This window comes from Nocardia sp. BMG111209 (assembly GCF_000381925.1).
GTDB lineage: Bacteria > Actinomycetota > Actinomycetes > Mycobacteriales > Mycobacteriaceae > Nocardia.
Map to the genome: position 1 here is coordinate 4,950,473 of NZ_KB907307.1, position 18,436 is coordinate 4,968,908.

An 18,436-nucleotide genomic window follows, 5' to 3' on the forward strand; every position below is an offset into this window, starting at 1 on the left:
TGTATATCCGCAGGCCACAAGCGATTTCGTGATGACCACCGGCCGGTGCCGGCAGTTCCCCGAAATCGCTGGTCGGTGCGAACGTTCCAGTCGAGGTGGAGCCTACTTGCGTTACTTCCGGCTCTCTCCTAACTCTTCATGATTCCGGCCGCCGAAGTTAACGGTCCAGGGCAAGATCACCCGCCGGCGGTGGATCGGGCCGACGGGCCGAGTGCGGAGTTATGTCGTAGCCTGATCGCTGGCCCGGTCCGGAGTGGAAACCGATCGCCCCGATCCGCGGCCGTGATCGGTACACGTTCGGCCCCGGGGGATCGATGAAGGTGGCGAAACGCCAGGTGACATCGGCGCTCGCCGGACTGCTCACGGCGGTCGCCGTGCTGTCCGGCTGTACGTCGACGGTGAGCGGCCGCGCGGTTTCGGTCTACGACGACCCGTTCCAGGTGGCCGGGCTGCCGACCACCAGTGGGCCCAGCGGCCTCCGGCCGGGGGTGCCGGATACGGATCTGACCGCCGCCGGTGGCGACCACGGCGATCCGGACCGGCTCGCCCTCGATGCCCTCGACGACATCCAGACCTTCTGGAACAACGAGTTCCACCGCGATTTCGACGGCTCCTTCACACCGCTGACCACCTTCCGATCCTGGGACGCGAAGGCCCCGCAGCGCGACGACGAGCAGTTCTGCGGGGAGAGCACCTATCAGGTGGTCAACGCCGCGTATTGCCGCCTGGACAACACGATCGGCTGGGATCGCGGCGTACTGCTGCCGATGATGAACGACCAGTTCGGCCCGATGGCCGTGGTGATGGTGCTCGCCCACGAATACGGCCACGCCGTGCAGAACATGGCGCATCTGGTCACCGGCGGCGATCCGGTACTGGTGAAGGAACAGCAGGCGGACTGTTTCGCCGGGGTGTTCATGCGGCACGTCGCCGAGGGCGGCGCGAAGCATTTCACGATCAACACCTCCGACGGACTCAACAAGGTATTGGCCGCCACGGTCGCCATCCGCGACGCGAATCCCGGTGACCCCGAGGCGGTGCACGGTTCGGCCTTCGAACGGGTCACCGCCGTGCAGATCGGATTCACCGATGGGCCCAAGGGCTGCAAGGCGATCGACATCCGCGAGGTCAATGCCCGCCGGAAGAACCTGCCGCAGAACTTCGGTGACGACGACACCGGCGAAACCGAGGTCTCCAAGAGCAATCTGGTGGAACTCACCAAGGCGATGGCCTCGGTCCTGCCGATCGCGAAGGAACCCACCTACGACTACCACGGCGCCACCCTGCACTGCCTCGACGGCACCGACACCCGACCGGTGACCTACTGCCCGGCGACCAACACCATCGGTATCGACCTGCCCGCGCTGGCCCGCCGCGGCGCCCCGGACGACGTTGCGCAGGACGGGTTCCCGACCCATGTCGGCGGCGACTACAACGCCTACGTCGTCCTGGTCTCGCGATACGCGCTGGCGGTACAGGAGAGTGCGCATCAGCAACTGGCCGGGCCGAAGCCCGCGCTGCGCGCCGCCTGCCTGTCCGGGGTGATCACCGCGAAACTCGCCGACCCGAAACGCGCTGCCAGCCAAGGTGACATCGCGTTGTCGGTCGGCGACCTGGACAAGGCGGTCTCGGGCCTGCTCGCCGACGGCCTGGCGGCCAGCGATGTGGACGGCCGGACGGTGCCCAGCGGATTCTCCCGGGTCGACGCCTTCCGCGCCGGTGTGCTGGGCAGCCGGCAGACCTGCGAATCCCGCTACACCTGAACCGGATTCGTCAGCCGAACGGCGGCGGTGCGGCCGGCTCGAAGCGAACCATGCGGTTGCCGAGCAGGATCTCCGCGCCGAACACCAGCGTCAACGGCTGATTCGGTTGCAGCCGAATCCAATCCCGGTAGCCGGGCAGCCGAGCGCGCGTGCCGTTGGTGGAACCGCGATCGACGACCGTGACATCCCAGTTGGCGAGCCGGATCTCGGCGTGCGCACGGGACATACCACCCGAGGCGTCCTCGATCTTCCACGGCAGCAACCCCTGTCGCGCGGGCTCCGAATTCTCCGGATCGCGGCCCAGGACCGCGTCGGCCGCGACCGGGAAGGTCGTGCCGTCGTCGAGTACCAGTACGCCGAGCGGGGGCCGCAGCACCTCGATCAGATGCTGCGTCTGATCCACCGGCATCCCGCAGACGGTGCAGAAGGCCGCCCGCGGATCGGTGGGATGCGCTCGCGCACAGGTGAATCCGAGCACCTTGGCGGTCAGCTTGGTGGCCTTGGCCGTTTCCTCGATCCGCCGCTCCAGATTCGGATCCGGCGGCGGCGACGGGTTGGTGCCGCGCTGGGCCACCGGTCGCGGCGCCGACAGCTCGGTCGGGTCCAGGAAAGGATCGAACGCGGGCCCGGCCTGCGCCGCCGCCTCCGGCAACTGATCGGTCGGCGGGAAATGGTCGGCCTCGGCGAGCTGCGCCGTCGGCGGCAACTGATCGACCGGTGGCAGTTGACCGGTCGGCGGCAGCTGGTCCGGCGGCCCGGCGGCGAACCGGTCGACCGGAGACTGCGGACCGGTGCCGAAATTCCCGCCCGGCCCGAATTGATCGGCGGCAGCGACCGGTTCGGCCTGCCCGAACGAGCCCTCGACAGGCTGCTCTCCGGTGCGGAACTGCCCGGCCAGCGGTTGCTGATCCGTGGGAATCTGCCCGACGAGCGGCTGCTGACCGGTCGGGACGTGCTGCCCAGCGATGGGCTGCTGACCGGTCGGAACGTATTGTCCGCCTGTCGGCTGCTGCCCCACGAAGGGCTGCTGACCGGTCGGGACATACTGTCCGCCCGCCGACTGCTGATCGCCTGGCGACTGACCGGTCGGGACATACTGCCCACCCATCGGCGGCTGCCCGCCTGCCGACTGTCCGGTCGAGACATGTTGCCCGCCCATCGGCTGCTGGCCTACGAGCGGTTGCTGACCGGTCGGAACGTACTGTCCGGCCGACTGCTGCCCGATCGGGGTCGGCTCACCGATCGTCGGCTGCTGACCCGTGACGGGCCGGGCCGCCGGCGAGAGATGCTCCGCCGACCCGAGTTCGGCGTCCGGCCGGGCTCGATCACGAGCCCGGGAGCGCTCCCGCTCGAACCACACGATCGCCGCGGAAGCCGCGGCCACACCCTCGACGAGCGAACCGATGCCCTGCGGTGGCAGTTCCGGCAACGGGCCCGGCTGATCGTCGGCGAACAACACCGCGGCCTGCTGCGGCGACGCCACCACCCGGTCCACGGTGAACGCCGCGTCCACCCCGCGCAGATGATCGATGCCACGGTCACCGGCGAGCAGCGCGGTCACCGCGCCGTGCAGGAAGATCGCGAGCCCGTCGCCGTCCGCCCGGGACAGGATGCCCAGATTGATCGGCCGTCCGCCGGACAGTTGATCGGCGTCGCGCATGAGCCATTGCGTCGCCGCGCGGGCCACCGCACGGCCCGGACCGGCCGCGTCGTGCTCGGCCGCCTCCGAAACCAGTTGGGCCAGCGCCTCCGCCACCCGCATCTCGGTGGAATCCGCGGTGACCGGGCCGGGCTCGTGCCGGGCCACCAGCACGACCGCACCCGCGACGCGGACCACGACATGCCTGCCCGGAACAACCTCGACCTGCCGATCCAGCAATCGAATCAGCTCCCGCAGCGGGCGCGTGCCGTCCTCATCATAGGAACCAGGTTAGGGCATCGGGGTGTGGCCGGATTTCGAGTGGTCGCCGTCGGCGCCCGCGCTCGGGTAAATTTCTACAGCAGGAAAACAGCAGGAACGGGGGCGGTTCCATGGGCCGCAAGATTCGTACACCACTCGTACTGGCCGGTGTCGCCGCAGTCGCACTCCTATCCGGCTGTGGGGTGACAGGCACCGCGACGCCGGGCGAGATCGACGTCCGCACGCTCGACGCCGGGCCGTATCCGGTCGACCGGCACCACTACGACCAGACCGGCGGCACCAAAGGCGCGCTGCTGGAAGGCATGCGGATGTCCGCCGCCGTGGTACCGACGGTCCACATCGACCCGTCGCTGACGGTCGGACAGGGCGGCCGGGTCATCGTCGACAGCCGCGACGCCACCGCCCATCTCCTGGCCGGGGTTTCGCGACCGGCGCTGGATCGCAACAAGCTGGTGACCGGTTACGTCACCGCCGGCGCCGACCGGCCCGACGCCCCCGGCGCCGACGGCCCGGGCCCCGGTGCGACCGCGGTCACCACACTGGTACTGCGCTTCCCGAATGCCGACGCCGCCAAACAGGCCGCGACCCAGCTGGAGGATTCCGATTTCAGTGTCGCGCCGGACCTGAACCGCAAACTGACGCTGCCGCAATACCCGAGCGCCTACATCCACTACCGGCCCGGGGTCGCCAGCATCGGAACCTTCATGGCGCAGAAGGAATTCGTCATCTCGCTGTTCATCCAGCGGCCGTCCCCGACCGAATCCGACCTGCTGGACTGGGTGCGGAAGACCCTGGACGCACAGGTTCCGGCGCTGGACCGGTTCGAGCCGACCCCGCCGGACCAGCTGAACGCACTGCCGGTGGATCCCGAGGGCCTGCTGGCCCGGACGCTGGTGGCGGATCGCACCGATCGCATCCCCGATCCGGACAAGTTCGCCTTCTACGGTGCCCCCGCGATGGTGGACATCTCCGGTGACGAGGCCACCCGCCAGCGCCTGGTGGACGAGACCGGCCTGGACGCGCTCGCCGTCGCCGACACCAGTTCGGTACTGCGCGTTCGTGATCCGTCCGCGACCGGGCGGCTGGTCGACGGCCTGATCGCGTCGGCGGGCACGGAATACGACAGCACGAACGTACCCACCACCGTTCCCGGCGCGAAATGCCTGCAGCTCAACGCCCGTGGGGACGCCGCACACGAAAGTCGTTACCGCTGTTACGTTCCCTATCATCGCTACGTTCAGGTGATCAGCAGCGACGACACGGCCGATATCCGATACCGGCTGGCCGCGGCGTACGCCCTGCTGGCCAACAACTTCTGACCCATCGACTCCGGCGGCAGACGGTCGCGCCACACCCGCCCCCGGCGAACCGCGGGTGAGATCCGGCGCGACCGGTATGCTGCGTGGCCATCGCGCTCCGGCGGCCCGACGACGAGGGGAGGTCGAACGTGCCGGACATCGATGTCGTCCTCACCGACGCACGGCTGTGGGCCCGCAGCTACCCGGCGCCGGCGACCGATCCGGCGGTCCGCTACCGGCGGCCGTCGTCTCCAGGCCACCCACCGAAATCCGGGCGGGACACCGCATTCGCACCCGACTTCGACTCGGCACAGTGGGACGGACCGCCGTCGATCATGCCCAGCGGTGACGGCTTCGCGGTGGGCGCGCCGCTGCGGCCACCGTCACCGGCGGTATCGGTGGTCCGGATGGCATCGGCCGACCGGATCGCCTTCGATCCGATCGGGGCGCAGGAGATCTCGCCGATGCCGACACCGGCCGAAGCCCTCGGTGAAGTGTTCTGCGCACTCCTGGCGAACCTGCGCCTGCCGGGACCGGGCCGGCGGTCGACGGTGGTGGTGCCCACGGAGTGGGGAACCCGCCGGCGCGGGACGGTCGAATCCGCCGCGCGGCACATCGCCGCCGATGTCGTGCTCGAGTCACTGGCCCAGCGGGCGGTGGCACTCGGCGCGAGTACCGGCCCGGGACAACGCATCGCGGTACTGGAGGCGAATCCGCTGACCACGACCGCCACCCTCGTCGGCCGTTCCGGGACACGCACCTGGATCGAGGCCTGCGAACACGAACCGGCCGTGGGTACCGACGATCTGGTCCCCGGCCGCGACGGTTCGGCGATCGCCGCGGTGCTGGGCCGGCTGCCGGATATCGAGCGGGCCAATCACGTCCTCGTCACCGGGCTCGACACCCCCGGCGCGCGAACGGCGGTGCACACGGCACTGGCCGCACTGCCGGGCTGCCCGGCGGATATCCGGACCGTATCCGGCGGCGATCTGCTACGACCACCGGAGGACGCCGAACAGACTGCGGCCGAACGCTTTTCACCGCTGTCGGCGCGCCGGAGCGGCTCGCTGCACGAGTACGCGGTCCGGCGACACCGGTCGCGAGCCGGTCGCATCCTGTTACCGGCGGTCGCGCTCGTCGCCACACTCGTCGTGGTGGTGGCAGTGGCACATCACCGGTCCGCGAGTTCGACGACGGCAGCGCAACCTACGCGTACCCCCGCCGCGGCGGCGCCACAGCCCGAATCGGCCCGCCCCTCTGCCGCATTCACGACATTGCCTGCGGCACCGAGCATTTCGGCATCGGGATCGCAACTGCCGTCGGGGATATCCCCCGCACCACAGACGACCGTCCGATTGTTCGACCGGGTCCGCGCCGACCTTCCACCGGGCTGGCACCCGAACACCCGGACCGACGCCCGGGTCGACCTGACCCCGGACAACGGTGCGCGGCAACGGATCACCGTGACACAACGGCAGCTGTCCCCCGGTGCGAAGCTCGGCGACGTCGCCGAAACCCTGGACCGGCAGATCGCGCAACGTCCGCCCGGCACCGTCGGAGAACTGAAGCACGACAACGTCTTCGGCGATCACCCCGGCCTGTCGTACGAGGAGTTCCCCGGCGACGGCACGACCGTGCGCTGGCAGGTGCTGGTCGATTCCGGCGTGCAGGTCAGCGTCGGCTGTCAGTACGAGTCGAACACCTGGCCCGCCGTCGCCGACGCGTGCGAACGATTCGTGCGCGGACTGCGCGTCGGCGAATGACCCTCAGGCGCTGCGCAACACCAGCACCGTGATCTCGCTGGGCGCGAACACCCGCAACTGCGGTCCCCAGAACCCGGTACCGCGACTGGTGTACAGCTGGGTGCCGCCGTGCCGGCTCAGACCGGCGACCACCGGCTGATCGAGCCGCACCAGATAATGGAACGGCCAGATCTGCCCGCCGTGCGTGTGCCCGGAGAGTTGCAGCGCCACACCGGCTTCCACCGCCGCGCCGATCAGCTTGGGCTGATGGGCGAGCAGCACCACCGGCGCGTCCGGGATATCGGCCAGCGCCGCACCGATATCCGGCCCGTGCCCGGCCAGCCCGGTACCGGTGGGATCGTCGATTCCCGCCAGCACCAGCCGATCACCACCGCGCTCGATCACCTCGTGCTGATTGTGCAGCGGCTGCCAGCCGAGCGAACTCATGTGCTCGATCCAGCCCAGCGCGTCCCCGAAGTATTCGTGGTTGCCGGTGATGTAGAACCGGCCGTATTCGGCGGACACCTTGCCCAGCGGATCCACCTGGCGACTCCGCCGCGCCACCGATCCGTCCGCGAGATCGCCGGTGTGGCAGGCGATATCGGGCCGCTGCGCGTTCACCACCTCCACCACCCGCTCCGACCAGCGCAGCCGGTTCGTCGCCGCGTAGTGGGTGTCGGTCAGCAGGACCACGCGCAGGCCGTCGAGCCCGCGGCCGAGCCCGGCGATCGGCACCTCGACCGTCCGCACCCGCGGCACCCGCCGGGCCTCGGCCACGCCGTACGTCACCAGCGCCGCGGCCACCGCGAACACCGCCCACGCGATGGGCCCGGCGGTATCGTGCACCCCGGCCAGCGCCAGCACACCGCGCGCCAGCAGGCCGAGCACCGACCAGGTGAACAGCACCCACCCGACCCCGAGCAGGGTGTCACCGATCAGCGAGGCGGGATCCGACTCCGCCGGGCCGTGCCCGAGCAACATGCCCGCGGGCAGTGCGGCACAGGCGAGCAGGAACAACGCCGAGCCGATCCAGAACACCGGTCCGGTGGCCGCGGCGCCGATCAGCACCCACCAGGGAACGACGAACAACACCGCCGGAATCGAGACGAACAGCAACACGCGGGGGACGTACTTCACCAGGTCATCCTCATCGAGGGGGGAATTTCGACGATAGCAGCACGGACCGGTCGGTCGCCGCCGCCGAGTTGTGCACAGCCGTCCACACCCGCCACCGATGGTGATAACCACGAGCGCGTTGCCCACGGGTTCGCTACGCTCGGGCGCGGAGGACCCGGCCCACCGGCCGGGCACGGGAGGGGACATCGTGACGACAGACGGGTCATCGGCGCGCACGCCGCGTATCGGGTCGGCCAGGCCGAACCCTCGATTCGCGCACACCGGCCGGGTCGCGCACCCGCATCCGAATCGACCGCTCGGTCCGATTCCGCCCCTTCCGCTGTCGTAGGATGCCGCGAGACCGAGCGAACGGGGGGAGGGAAATGAAAGTCGTTGCCGGGTCCCGGGCGGTCCGCGCGGCCGGCGCACTGCTGGCCGCCGCGCTGATCCTGCCGGCCGCGGCCGCCTGTGGCGCCGATGTCCCCGGACATGCCCTGCGCCAGGCCGCCGACACCGCGAATCTCGATGTGGGGAACTATCCGACGAAGCAGCGGGTCATCGGGCGCGCCAAGACGCAGAAGCAGGCCCGCACCCGGGAATCCCAGCGGCTGGCCGATTTCGTCGCCCTGCCCTCGGAGGCCGATCCGGCCTACACCGACGATGCCATGGGCCTGTCCACCCATGTCGTGCTGAACCGCCACGGCATGGGCAAACTCGTCATCAACGACACGTTCAACGATGTGGCCAAGGATCTGGTCGCGGGCTGGCAGAACGCCATGTCGACCCCGGTGGATCCCAATGGGAACGCCCGCACCCTGAACATCGCGGTACTCGAATTCCCCAGCGCGAAGATCGCCGCCGACGTCGGGCCCACCCTGGAACACGACGATTTCACCTACAACATCGACAACGCACCCGTCGATCTGGTGAAACATCCCGAGGGCAAGGCACATTGGCGGCCGGCGATCTCGTCGATCGGTTCCTGGACGGTGCACGACCGGTACGTGGTCTTCATCAAGGTGGTCGACGGCACCGCCGCTCCCGATCTGCCGTCGCTGGTCTCCTTCACCGACACCATGCTCGATACCGAACTGCCGCTGCTGGACAAGTTCGTTCCCACACCGGCCGATCAGCTCATGAACATCGATATGGATCCCGGCGGTCTGCTCGGCCGCACACTCCCGTCGAATCCGGAAAACCCCCTGCGCGCCGATGTCGACGGGGTCTATGTCGGCCGCGGCGCGGCCAGCGGTATGCAGAACGCGGGCCTGAACTTCCTGAAGACCGGCGATCTGGATCTGGTCGCCTTCGGTGACGGCGCCGTGTTCCGCAGCCGCACCACGAAGGGCGCGCTGGCGTTGTGGCAGGACGAACAGCCCTCGACCCACCTCACATCGACCCGGCGCATGGCCGATCCGCCGAAAGGCCTGGGCGCCAACGTCGAATGCTTCACGGATCTCACCGACAAGGGTGACCCGATCATGAATCTGTGCATTCTCCAAGTGGATCGCTACACCGCGGAGACGGCGGCGAAGAACCTGCAGGACCTGCACCAGAAGACCACTGCCCAATACGTTCTCCTGACGGCCGCGTAGTCGGGGGCCGCAACAGTGAATTCACCCGAACCACGGATCAAGCGATTCCTCTCCGCCGGTGCGATTCTCGCGGTGCTGGTGGTGATCATCGCGCTGTCCGTACAGAGTTGCGCACCCGGCGTCGCCGGACATGCCGCACCGGGCCTGACCCCCGTCGACCTGACCACATTGCGGACCGGTTCGTACCTCGCGCAGCCGACGGCCTACAAGCCGAAATTCCGCAATTCGACGGACTTCCGGATGATCGAATCACGGCGCATGCTGGGCTATCTCGTGCACCCCTTCGACGTGGATCCCGACGACAATGCCCCGTCGACGGTGAAACTCGTCTCCTCCGGCACGGATATGACCTCGGACGACGGAATACCGAAGGTGTTCGCTCCGATCGGCGACACGTTCAACGTGCTGGCGGGTGTGTACGTGTCCCGCACCAACGGCAATCTCCGGAGCCGGAGGAAGGTGATCGCCGGCCTGCTGCGCTTCCCCACCGAGGATGCGGCCCGCGGCGCGGCGGATCAGTTCGGCACGATCGAGAACGACACCAACCCGGGGCGGCACCCGCTCACGCTCGCCGGTCATCCCGACGCACACGCCAGTTCGGGCGACGATGCCGCGGCGACGGCCTTCATCGCCCACGGGCCGTATGTGATCATCGTCAGCACCCGGGTCCCGGCGCCGGACCCGGCCGCGTTGTCCGGCCTGACCGGGCGGACCATCGATCTCCAGCTCGCCGCGATGGCGACGTTGCAGCCCACCCCGCTCGACGATCTGCTCGACCTCGCCGCCGATCCCGCGGGCCTGATGCGCCGGGCCGCACCGCAGGCGAAGGACTACAGCGATCCCTTCTTCGACACCGCCGATTTCGGCACCTACGATCCGCTGGCCGATCTGCACTACGAGCGCAATCCGGTCGATGTCCGCAACGCCTTCCGGGACGACGGCGTGGACGCGGTCGCCCGGCGGGCCGGGGTGCTGTACCGGACCCGCGATCTGGCCGCCTCGTTCCGATTGCAGAACACGCTGACCGAAACCGGTAAGGACGACGACCTGCTGAATCCGCCGCCCGGTCTGCCCGACGCCAAATGCGTGCGCCTGGACCTGCAGGATTCGAACCGGAGCTACGACGCGTTCTGCGTGGTCGTGTACGGCCGCTATGTCGCGATGGTGGTCGACCACCTCCCGATCGCGCGGCCCACCCCCACCGCGCTGTACGAACGCGCCGGCGCTCAGTACGCGATCCTGGCGAGGAGCGAGTGAACCGATGAATCCGATCAGGCAGCTCACCCGCACCCTCGTCGCCTGCGCCGCGGCCGTCACCGTCGTACTGACCGGAACCGCGTGCGGAGACCATCACCAGGACAAGCCCGCTCCGGCCGCCATCGACGTCGCGAAGGTCGATTCCGGAAACTTCCCCAGCACACCCGTCGACCTCGAGCAGAGCCGGACCGAATCCTCGGGATATGTGCGCGAATCCATCCGGATCGGGAATTCCGTACCGCTGGCGGTGGACGTCGACAGCAAATACATCTTCGAACCGAAGGCCTACATCTCCCGCACGCTCACCGTGAAGAATCACCCGTCGTACGCCGGTATCGGGGTCGACGACAATTTCGATTCCGTCGCACCGGGATTCGTCGTGGGCTGGGCCACCAGCGGACAGCGGCGCCTCGACGAGACCATGGGCCGGGTGTTCGATATGGACACCTTGCGCTTCACCGACGCCGACCGTGCCGCCGCCGCGGTCAAGAACATGTCCGCCGTGGTGCCGGGCAGGCCCGCGACCATATCCGGCTATCCGGCGGCCACCGCGAATGTCACCACCACGACGCTCGGCACCAACATCCTCACCGTCTGGTATCAGCGCAACGACCTGCTGCTCATCGTGCAGTTGTCCGATCCGGTCAGCATCCCCTTCGACGTGGCGCCGCTGGCGGATATCGCGAAGAAGGCCCTCGACAAATGGGACGCGATGATCAAGTCCTATACCGAGACGCCGCTCGACAAATTCGGCTCGCTTCCCCTGGATGTCGACGGAATGCTCGGTCGCACGGTTCCTTTCGACAAGAACACGTTACCGGGCGGAATCGACCCGCAGGGCGTGTACCCGCGGCAGGCCGCCCTGCACATCGCCAATCGACCCGACCTGATCCGGGCCGCCTTCGACGATGCCGGTGTCGACGCCGTCGCCGCCGCCTCGACCTACGTCTACCGGACCCGCGACGCCGCCGCGGCGGCCCGGCTCGCCGTCGCCCTGGCGAAGGAACACGACGACGCCTGGATCCCGATGGACGGTCCGCCGAACATGCCCGGCGTCGCGTGTTTCAAACAGCCGGACGGCACCACCACCGACTGGACCGCACCGCCGACCTGCTTCGTGACCTACGACCGCTTCGTCGCGAAGATCTACGCATTGAATGTCCAGGAGCTCTACCAACGCACCGCGGCGCAATACAAGTTGCTCGCCTACGGGCACTCGGGCAAATGAACTGCGCGCTCGTGCCCCGCCGGCGAGCTTGCTAGATTCCTTGCGTCTGACGTGAATACGAGGAGGACCGAATGCCGTTGCAACCCGGCGCGATCATGGGTGGCTATCAGGTGCTCGGGGTGCTGGGCAGTGGCGGAATGGGCACCGTCTATCTGGCCCGCAATCCCACCCTCCCCCGGCGCGACGCCCTGAAGGTGCTCAGCGCCGAGTTGTCGGTCGATCCCGAGTTCCGCGCGCGCTTCGAACGCGAGGCGAATCTCGCTGCGGGACTTGATCATCCCAATATCGTCGCGGTGTACAACCGCGGCGAGGAGAACGGCCAGCTCTGGATCGCGATGCAATTCGTCGAGGGCACCGACGCCGCCGAGGAGGCCCGCAAGGGCCCGGCGGTCATGACGGCACAGCGGGCCCTGCGCATCGTGTCGGAAGTGGGCAAGGGGCTGGATTACGCACATCGCCGCGGCCTGCTGCATCGCGATGTGAAACCGGCGAATTTCCTGTTGTCGCACAGCACCGACGAGGAGGAGCGCGTTTTCCTCACCGATTTCGGCGTCGCGAAATCGGCCGAGGACGGTCAGGAACTGACGACGACGGGCCAGTTCATGGCGACCGTCGCGTATGCGTCACCGGAGCAGCTGACCGGCGAGCCGCTCGATTACCGTTCGGACATCTACAGTCTCGGCTGCGCCTTCTTCCGGCTGCTGACCGGGCAGAACCCCTATCCCGGGACCGCACCGGCCCTGGTCATGATGGGTCATCTCAACGATCCGCCGCCGCGGGTGAGCGCGCTGCGCCCCGATCTGCCGCCGGCCCTGGATCACGTCATCGCGCGGGTGATGGCGAAACATCCGGCCGACCGCTACGGCAGCTGCCGCGAATTCGTGCAGGACGCCGAGGCGGCCATGTACGGCGCTCAGCGCGGCTACTCGCCGCCGCCGGGATACGGGACCGATCCACGCGTCTCGATCAACGGTTTCCAGCCGCGCTCCCCGGAGACCGCGGCCCGCCTGGCCCGGACCGAGCCCGGCGCGTCGCCCGCGCAGCCGAAATCGCGGCGCCCCTTGATCATCGGGGCCGCGGCGGCGGTGGCGGTCATCGCGGCGGCGGGCATCTTCTTCGCGGTGCAGGGCAGCGGCGGGAGTTCGCCGGGTACCGGCAGCGGTGACACGCTCAGCCAGGTCCGCAGCAAATATCCGCAGTTCGACGGGAAGACCGTCTCCGCATTCAATCTGGGGGATGCGACGCTGTCGGTCGATCTCACACCCAGCGATCAGTCGAAATTCCTGCAGGGCATCGGTTTCCGGTACAACGACACCTACAAGGCGGTCGGCGACGAGAAATCACCGCGGCAGCTGTCGTATTCGGGATCCGTCGACACGAACCACACCGACGTGATCATCGTGCTGCGCACCGACAGTCAGGCCGGTAACGGTGGATTGCGCGGCCTGCCTGCGGGTCTCGAGACGGGTTCGGCCACGATCGTGGTGGTGGACGATCCCGCGACCATCCAGGCGTTCCAGGTGTGGACCGACCAGTCGACCTCGACGCTGGCCGACAGGATGGTCCCGACCATCGCCAAATCGGTGAAGTAGGCCGGATACGACGAAGGGGCCACGTGCACCGAGATCGCCGGTGCGCGTGGCCCCTTCGCCGAGGTATCAGGCACCCATGAAGATCTGGGCGTTGCCGTTGTCGGTCGACTGCATGTGGGCATTGCCCTCCTGCACGGTGGCGCCGAGCTTGCGCAGCGTCTCCTGCAGTTGGTTCGACCGATCCTGCCACTTCGAGTGCAGCGCGTTGAAGGCGTCGTTCGCGGAACCGTCCCAATCCGTGCCGGCGACCGAGGTGACCTTGTCCTTCAACTCCTCGATGGCGGTCAGGATCTTTCCGGCCGTGGCCTGGATGTCGATCGAGTGGGTATCCACCGCGGAGAAATTGTGGAAGATCTCGCCGGTAGCTTCTCCAGTCATTTTCAGCACCTTTCGAAAAATGGAGTACGACTGTCGGTGGTTTCTCTACAGGCCCTTGAGCGAGGCCGCGGCGCTGTTCAGCGAATCCGACAGCAGGCTGTCCGCATTGGTGACCTTGACGGACGCGTCCTTCACGTTGTCCGCGTGCTGCTGCAACGCGTTCACCATGGCGTGCGCCTCATCCCGGTACTCCTGGATGACCCGATCGAAGATCATCCGGGCGGCCGGGGACCGCCAATTCGCCACCAGGCTTTCCTTCTGGACCTCGAGGGCCGCGAGCAGGCCGTCGATCTCAGCCCGCTTGTCGGCCATATAGGTCGAGAGACCGACAACCTGTTCCGTCTGCTTCATACCGGCCATTGCTACTCCTAACGGTTTCGAACGGGATCCATCCGATCCTTTTCGGAACGCATTGCGATGTCACCCGAATCTGTCGTACAGATGCTTCGACGCACGAAGCGCCCGGACCGTTCCGGCGCCGTTCGTATCACAGGATACGCACATCATGCCGGCGTCCATGCGGTCTGAATAAGATCAATTCCATTTCGAGTCACCAGCGTGCCGCGGCCATCGGGCATGGCACTGGGCCTGACGCCTCCGATCAGATTCCCCTCCTCTCGGCTGCCGCTCATGATCAGACCGGCGCTCGCCAAGTCCTTCAGGCGGGAGATCACCGGGTCGTACATCGCGCGCGCGGCGCCGCCGGAGCGGCGCGCGACGATCATGTGCAGACCGAGATCCCGTGCCAGAGGCAGGAATTCGACGAGTACCGCGAGTGGATTACCGGTGGAGGTGGCGACCAGGTCGTAATCGTCGACCACCACGTACACCTCGGGCCCGCTCCACCACGACCGTTCCCGCAATTGCTGCGGGGTGACGTTCGCATCCGGCATCCGCCGCTGCAACACGCCAACCAGATCGTTGATATTGGTGGTCAGCATCTGTGCCGACGAGGCATAGGCCGCCTCGTTCGGAATTCCGGCGAGATCGATCAGACTGCGCCGATAGTCGGACAGGATGATTCGCGCCTGATCCGGAGTGTTCACCGCGCAGATACCGGAGACGATCGTGCGCAGCAGAGTGCTCTTGCCGCAGGCGGTGTCGCCGAACACCAGGAAATGCGGACTCTCGACGAAATCGAGGAATACGGGTGCGAGTTCCGCTTCGTTGATGCCGATGGGAATTCGCGAGTTCCGATGATCGCCGTCGATCGGCGCGGATTTCACCAACTCCAGCAGTTCGGCGCGGGCCATGAGCTCCGGCAGCATCCGCACCGCCGCGGCCGGCCGGCCGCGATTCGCGCTCGCCAACGTCTGCACCGCGGCGACCACCGCCGGACCCAGACTGGCCGGATCCGAGATGCCGTCGATCCGCGGCAGCGCGGTCAGCATGTGCAGGCCGTCGCGGGTGATGCCGCGCCCCGGCCGGCCGATCGGGACCAGGGAGGCGATCTTGCGGCCCAGATCGGAATCCATGGGATCACCGAGCCGCAACTCGACCCGGGTCATGATCTGGTCCTTCAGCGCGGGACGCGCCTGCGCCCAGCGGTTCAGGGCGATCACGACGTGCACGCCGTAGGACAGGCCCTGGATGGCGAGGTTCATGATCGGACTCTCGAGCGCCTCGAAATCCTCACGGATCGAACCGAATCCGTCGATCACCAGGAACACGTCGCCGAACGGATCCTCGTGCGCCCCCGCGGCCGCCGGGCTGCTCGCCGGATCCAGGGCCCGCAGCCGCCGGAATTCGGAGAGGTCGATACCCAGTGCGCGGAACCGCATCTCGCGCTGCCGCACGATGGTCGTCATCTCGGCGACCGTGCGGCGGACCTTGTCGACATCCTGCCGGGTCGCCACGGAACCCACGTGCGGCAGGCCCTCCAACGCGGTCAGCGTGCCGCCGCCGAAATCCAGGCAGTAGAACTGCACCTGCTCCGCGGTGTGGGTCAGCGCCATCGACATGATCAGGGTGCGCAGCACCGTCGACTTGCCCGACTGCGGGCCGCCGACGACCGCGACATTGCCCGCGTTGGTGGACAGATCCACCAGCAGCGGATCGCGGCGCTGATCGAAGGGACGGTCCACGATGCCGATGACGGCCCGCAGCGACGCCGCCGGGTTGATGTCACCGGTCAGGATTCCGCGCGGCACCAGCGCGTCCAGCGTCGGCGCCGCACCCAGCGGCGGCAGCCAGATGGCGTGAGCGGGCCGGCCGTGGCCGCGGATGCGGGACACCATCATCAGCAGGTTGGAGATCTTCTCGCCCTCGTCCTGCGCGTCCTCCACCACCGCCGGCGCCGAGGGCACCGGAAGCCGGTCGCTCTCCCGGAAATTCACCATATCGGCGGTGAACGGCCGTGCCGTGACGTCGATCTCGCCACCGATGACATCGGCCGGGGTCACCTCGCGCTGCGCGCCGGCGCCGAGGTACGGCCCGGACACGTAGGCCGCCTGGAACCGCTGGATCTCACCGGAATCCGCCTTCAGATACCCGCCGCCGGGATTGGCGGGCAGGTTGTAGGCGTCCGGCACCCCGAGCACCTGACGGGATTCGTTGGCGGAGAACGTCTTCAGGCCGATGCGATAGGAGAGGTGGGATTCCAGCCCCTTCAGCCGCCCCTCCTCCAGCCGCTGCGAGGCGAGCAGCAGATGCACGTGCAGCGAGCGGCCGAGCCGGCCGATCTGCAGGAACAACTCCGCGAAATCCGGGTGCTGGGAGAGCAATTCGGAGAATTCGTCGAGGACGACGAACAACGCCGGCAGCGGATCGAGTTCGGCGCCGGCCGCGCGCGCCTTCTCGTAATCGCTGACGTTCGCGAAATTGCCGGAGGCGCGCAGCAATTCCTGCCGGCGGTTCATCTCACCGGCCAGCGCGTCGCGCATGCGCTCGACGAGATCGGCCTCCTCCTCCAGGTTGGTGATGATGGCCGCGACATGCGGCACACCCTCCAGCCCGAGGAAGGTCGCGCCGCCCTTGAAGTCGACCAGCACCAGATTCAGCTGATCCGGCGAATGCGTCGCCAGCAGCGACAACACCAGCGTGCGCAGGAATTCCGACTTACCCGAACCGGTGGCGCCGATGCACAGGCCGTGCGGGCCCATCCCGTTCTCGGCGGCCTCCTTGATATCGATGAACACCGGCAGCCCGTCGGCCCCCACGCCGAACGGCACCCGCAGCCGATCGCGGCCGTACCGCGGCCGCCAGGTGGATTCGGGATTGAAGACACCGATATCCCCGAGACCCATCAACTGCGACCAGGAGGAGATGGCCTCGCCGCTCTCCTCCACGACCTCGTCACCGCGCTGTACCGCCGCGCGATACGGGGCCAGCCGCCGCGCGGTCTGCTCGGCCTGCCGTCCGCTGATGCGATCGATGATCGCGAAGCGCTCCATATTGCCGGTGGCGCCGCGGCCGACGCAATCGCCGTTCTCGATCACCATCTGGATACCGCGCGAAACCGCAAGGCGCGGTGCGTAATTGCACAGATCGATGATGGTGACACCCTCGAATCCGGACTCCCGCAGCGGATCCTCCTCCGCCTCCAGCAGACCGCCGTCGACCACGACCAGGACGTGCACCAGATTCTGGTTGGCCGGCTGATTACGCGAATACCGGGCCCGGTTGTGCAGCAGCGGAGCCAGTCCCGCGTTCATCTCCCGGACCGACCCGTACACCATCCGCTCGGTGCCGATCCCGTCCTGACTCTCCGGATGCTGGGTGTGCGGCAGCCATTTGGTCCACTCCCATTCGCGCGCGGTGTCGGTACCGCAGACCACCGCGACCAGCACCTGGTCGGGGGCCTGGAACATGCACAGCTGCAACAACATCGCGCGGGTCATGTCCCGGGCCTGGCCGCGGTCGCCGTTGAGCTGGATCGCGGCGAAACCCTTCACCGCGATGGCGGTGGGCAGGTCGGGCACCGTGGAATGGGTACGGACGAAGCGCCGCAACGAGACCGCGGCGATCGGTTCCAGCTCCTCCACCGGCCCCGTCTCCGGTGAGACCAGCCGGGTGGCCAGGCGCTGGCCGCCGAGGCCGATACGCGCGTGGCAGAAGTCCTTGTCGCCGGGGCGCCGCTCCCACATGCGGCTGGTACCGGCCAGCATCCAGACCAGGCCCGGTTCGGGATGACTCCACTCGACGGCGGCGCGCTGCTGCTGCGCCGTCTCCTCCACATCCTTGCGGACCTGATCGAGATAGCGCAGATAGTCCTTGCGATCCTCGTTGGCCTCCGCGGCCTTCTGCCCGCGGCCACCCTGACCGGCGAACATGCCGACCATCGAGAAGATCATCATCATCGGGAACATCATGCTCATCGGGTTGGAGGCGATACCCCCACCGCGGGTGAACATGATCACCATCATGCCGATCATGCCGACGACCATGACGAACGGCATCAACTTGGACAGCAGGCTCGCGGGAATGGCGCGCGGAATCTCCGGTGGCGGTTGCAGAGTGACCTCGCCGCCCGGAATGCGCGGAACCTCCCGCCGCTGCCGGCGCTGGAATCGGACAGTGCTCATCGGACGAAAGTTCCCCCTTTCCC

The 18,436-nt window shown here is 67.9% G+C and carries 12 protein-coding genes; 7 read left to right on the plus strand and 5 right to left on the minus strand.

Annotation, left to right across the window (positions count from 1 at the left end):
• Nucleotides 1-314: 314 nt before the first annotated feature.
• Nucleotides 315-1,763, plus strand: coding sequence for a hypothetical protein (locus tag G361_RS0122985; protein WP_019929468.1), 1,449 nt, complete (start codon nt 315-317; stop codon nt 1,761-1,763).
• A 10-nt stretch (nt 1,764-1,773) separates the two neighbouring features.
• Here G361_RS0122985 and G361_RS51105 read toward each other — a convergent pair whose 3' ends face one another.
• A complete protein-coding gene (locus G361_RS51105; RefSeq protein ID WP_231386974.1) occupies nt 1,774-3,642 on the minus strand; it encodes an FHA domain-containing protein in 1,869 nt (622 codons plus the stop codon).
• A gap of 224 nt (nt 3,643-3,866) precedes the next feature.
• Here G361_RS51105 and G361_RS0123000 point away from each other — a divergent pair, with 224 nt between their 5' ends.
• A complete protein-coding gene (locus G361_RS0123000) occupies nt 3,867-5,003 on the plus strand; it encodes a hypothetical protein (protein WP_019929470.1) in 1,137 nt (378 codons plus the stop codon).
• A gap of 128 nt (nt 5,004-5,131) precedes the next feature.
• Entirely contained in the window at nt 5,132-6,745 is a 1,614-nt protein-coding gene (locus tag G361_RS0123005) for a type VII secretion-associated protein (protein WP_155981558.1), read from the plus strand.
• 3 nt (nt 6,746-6,748) lie between these two features.
• Here the strand turns inward: G361_RS0123005 and G361_RS0123010 are convergent, their stop codons facing one another.
• Nucleotides 6,749-7,861 carry a metallophosphoesterase gene (locus G361_RS0123010; RefSeq protein WP_019929472.1) on the minus strand — a complete coding sequence of 371 codons (1,113 nt, stop codon included), beginning with the start codon at nt 7,859-7,861 and terminating at the stop codon, nt 6,749-6,751.
• A gap of 362 nt (nt 7,862-8,223) precedes the next feature.
• Between G361_RS0123010 and G361_RS0123015 the strand changes: the two genes are divergently transcribed.
• From G361_RS0123015 to G361_RS0123030, 4 genes are all read left to right on the plus strand, one after another.
• A complete protein-coding gene (locus tag G361_RS0123015) occupies nt 8,224-9,435 on the plus strand; it encodes a hypothetical protein (protein WP_019929473.1) in 1,212 nt (403 codons plus the stop codon).
• A gap of 15 nt (nt 9,436-9,450) precedes the next feature.
• Nucleotides 9,451-10,692, plus strand: a complete 1,242-nt coding sequence (locus tag G361_RS0123020; RefSeq protein WP_019929474.1) for a hypothetical protein — start codon at nt 9,451-9,453, stop codon at nt 10,690-10,692.
• A 4-nt stretch (nt 10,693-10,696) separates the two neighbouring features.
• On the plus strand, nt 10,697-11,920 hold the full coding sequence (locus G361_RS0123025) for a hypothetical protein (protein ID WP_019929475.1): 1,224 nt from the start codon (nt 10,697-10,699) through the stop codon (nt 11,918-11,920).
• A gap of 71 nt (nt 11,921-11,991) precedes the next feature.
• Complete coding sequence (locus G361_RS0123030; RefSeq protein WP_026343393.1) at nt 11,992-13,512, plus strand: serine/threonine-protein kinase; 1,521 nt, start codon at nt 11,992-11,994, stop codon at nt 13,510-13,512.
• A 66-nt stretch (nt 13,513-13,578) separates the two neighbouring features.
• Here G361_RS0123030 and G361_RS0123035 read toward each other — a convergent pair whose 3' ends face one another.
• The 3 genes from G361_RS0123035 to G361_RS0123045 all read right to left on the minus strand — a co-directional run bounded on the left by G361_RS0123035 (nt 13,579) and on the right by G361_RS0123045 (nt 18,413).
• Nucleotides 13,579-13,890, minus strand: a complete 312-nt coding sequence (locus G361_RS0123035; protein ID WP_019929477.1) for a WXG100 family type VII secretion target — start codon at nt 13,888-13,890, stop codon at nt 13,579-13,581.
• A gap of 45 nt (nt 13,891-13,935) precedes the next feature.
• Complete coding sequence (locus G361_RS0123040) at nt 13,936-14,250, minus strand: WXG100 family type VII secretion target (protein WP_019929478.1); 315 nt, start codon at nt 14,248-14,250, stop codon at nt 13,936-13,938.
• Between the two features lie 143 nt (nt 14,251-14,393).
• Nucleotides 14,394-18,413, minus strand: coding sequence for a type VII secretion protein EccC (locus G361_RS0123045; RefSeq protein ID WP_019929479.1), 4,020 nt, complete (start codon nt 18,411-18,413; stop codon nt 14,394-14,396).
• Nucleotides 18,414-18,436: the final 23 nt, after the last annotated feature.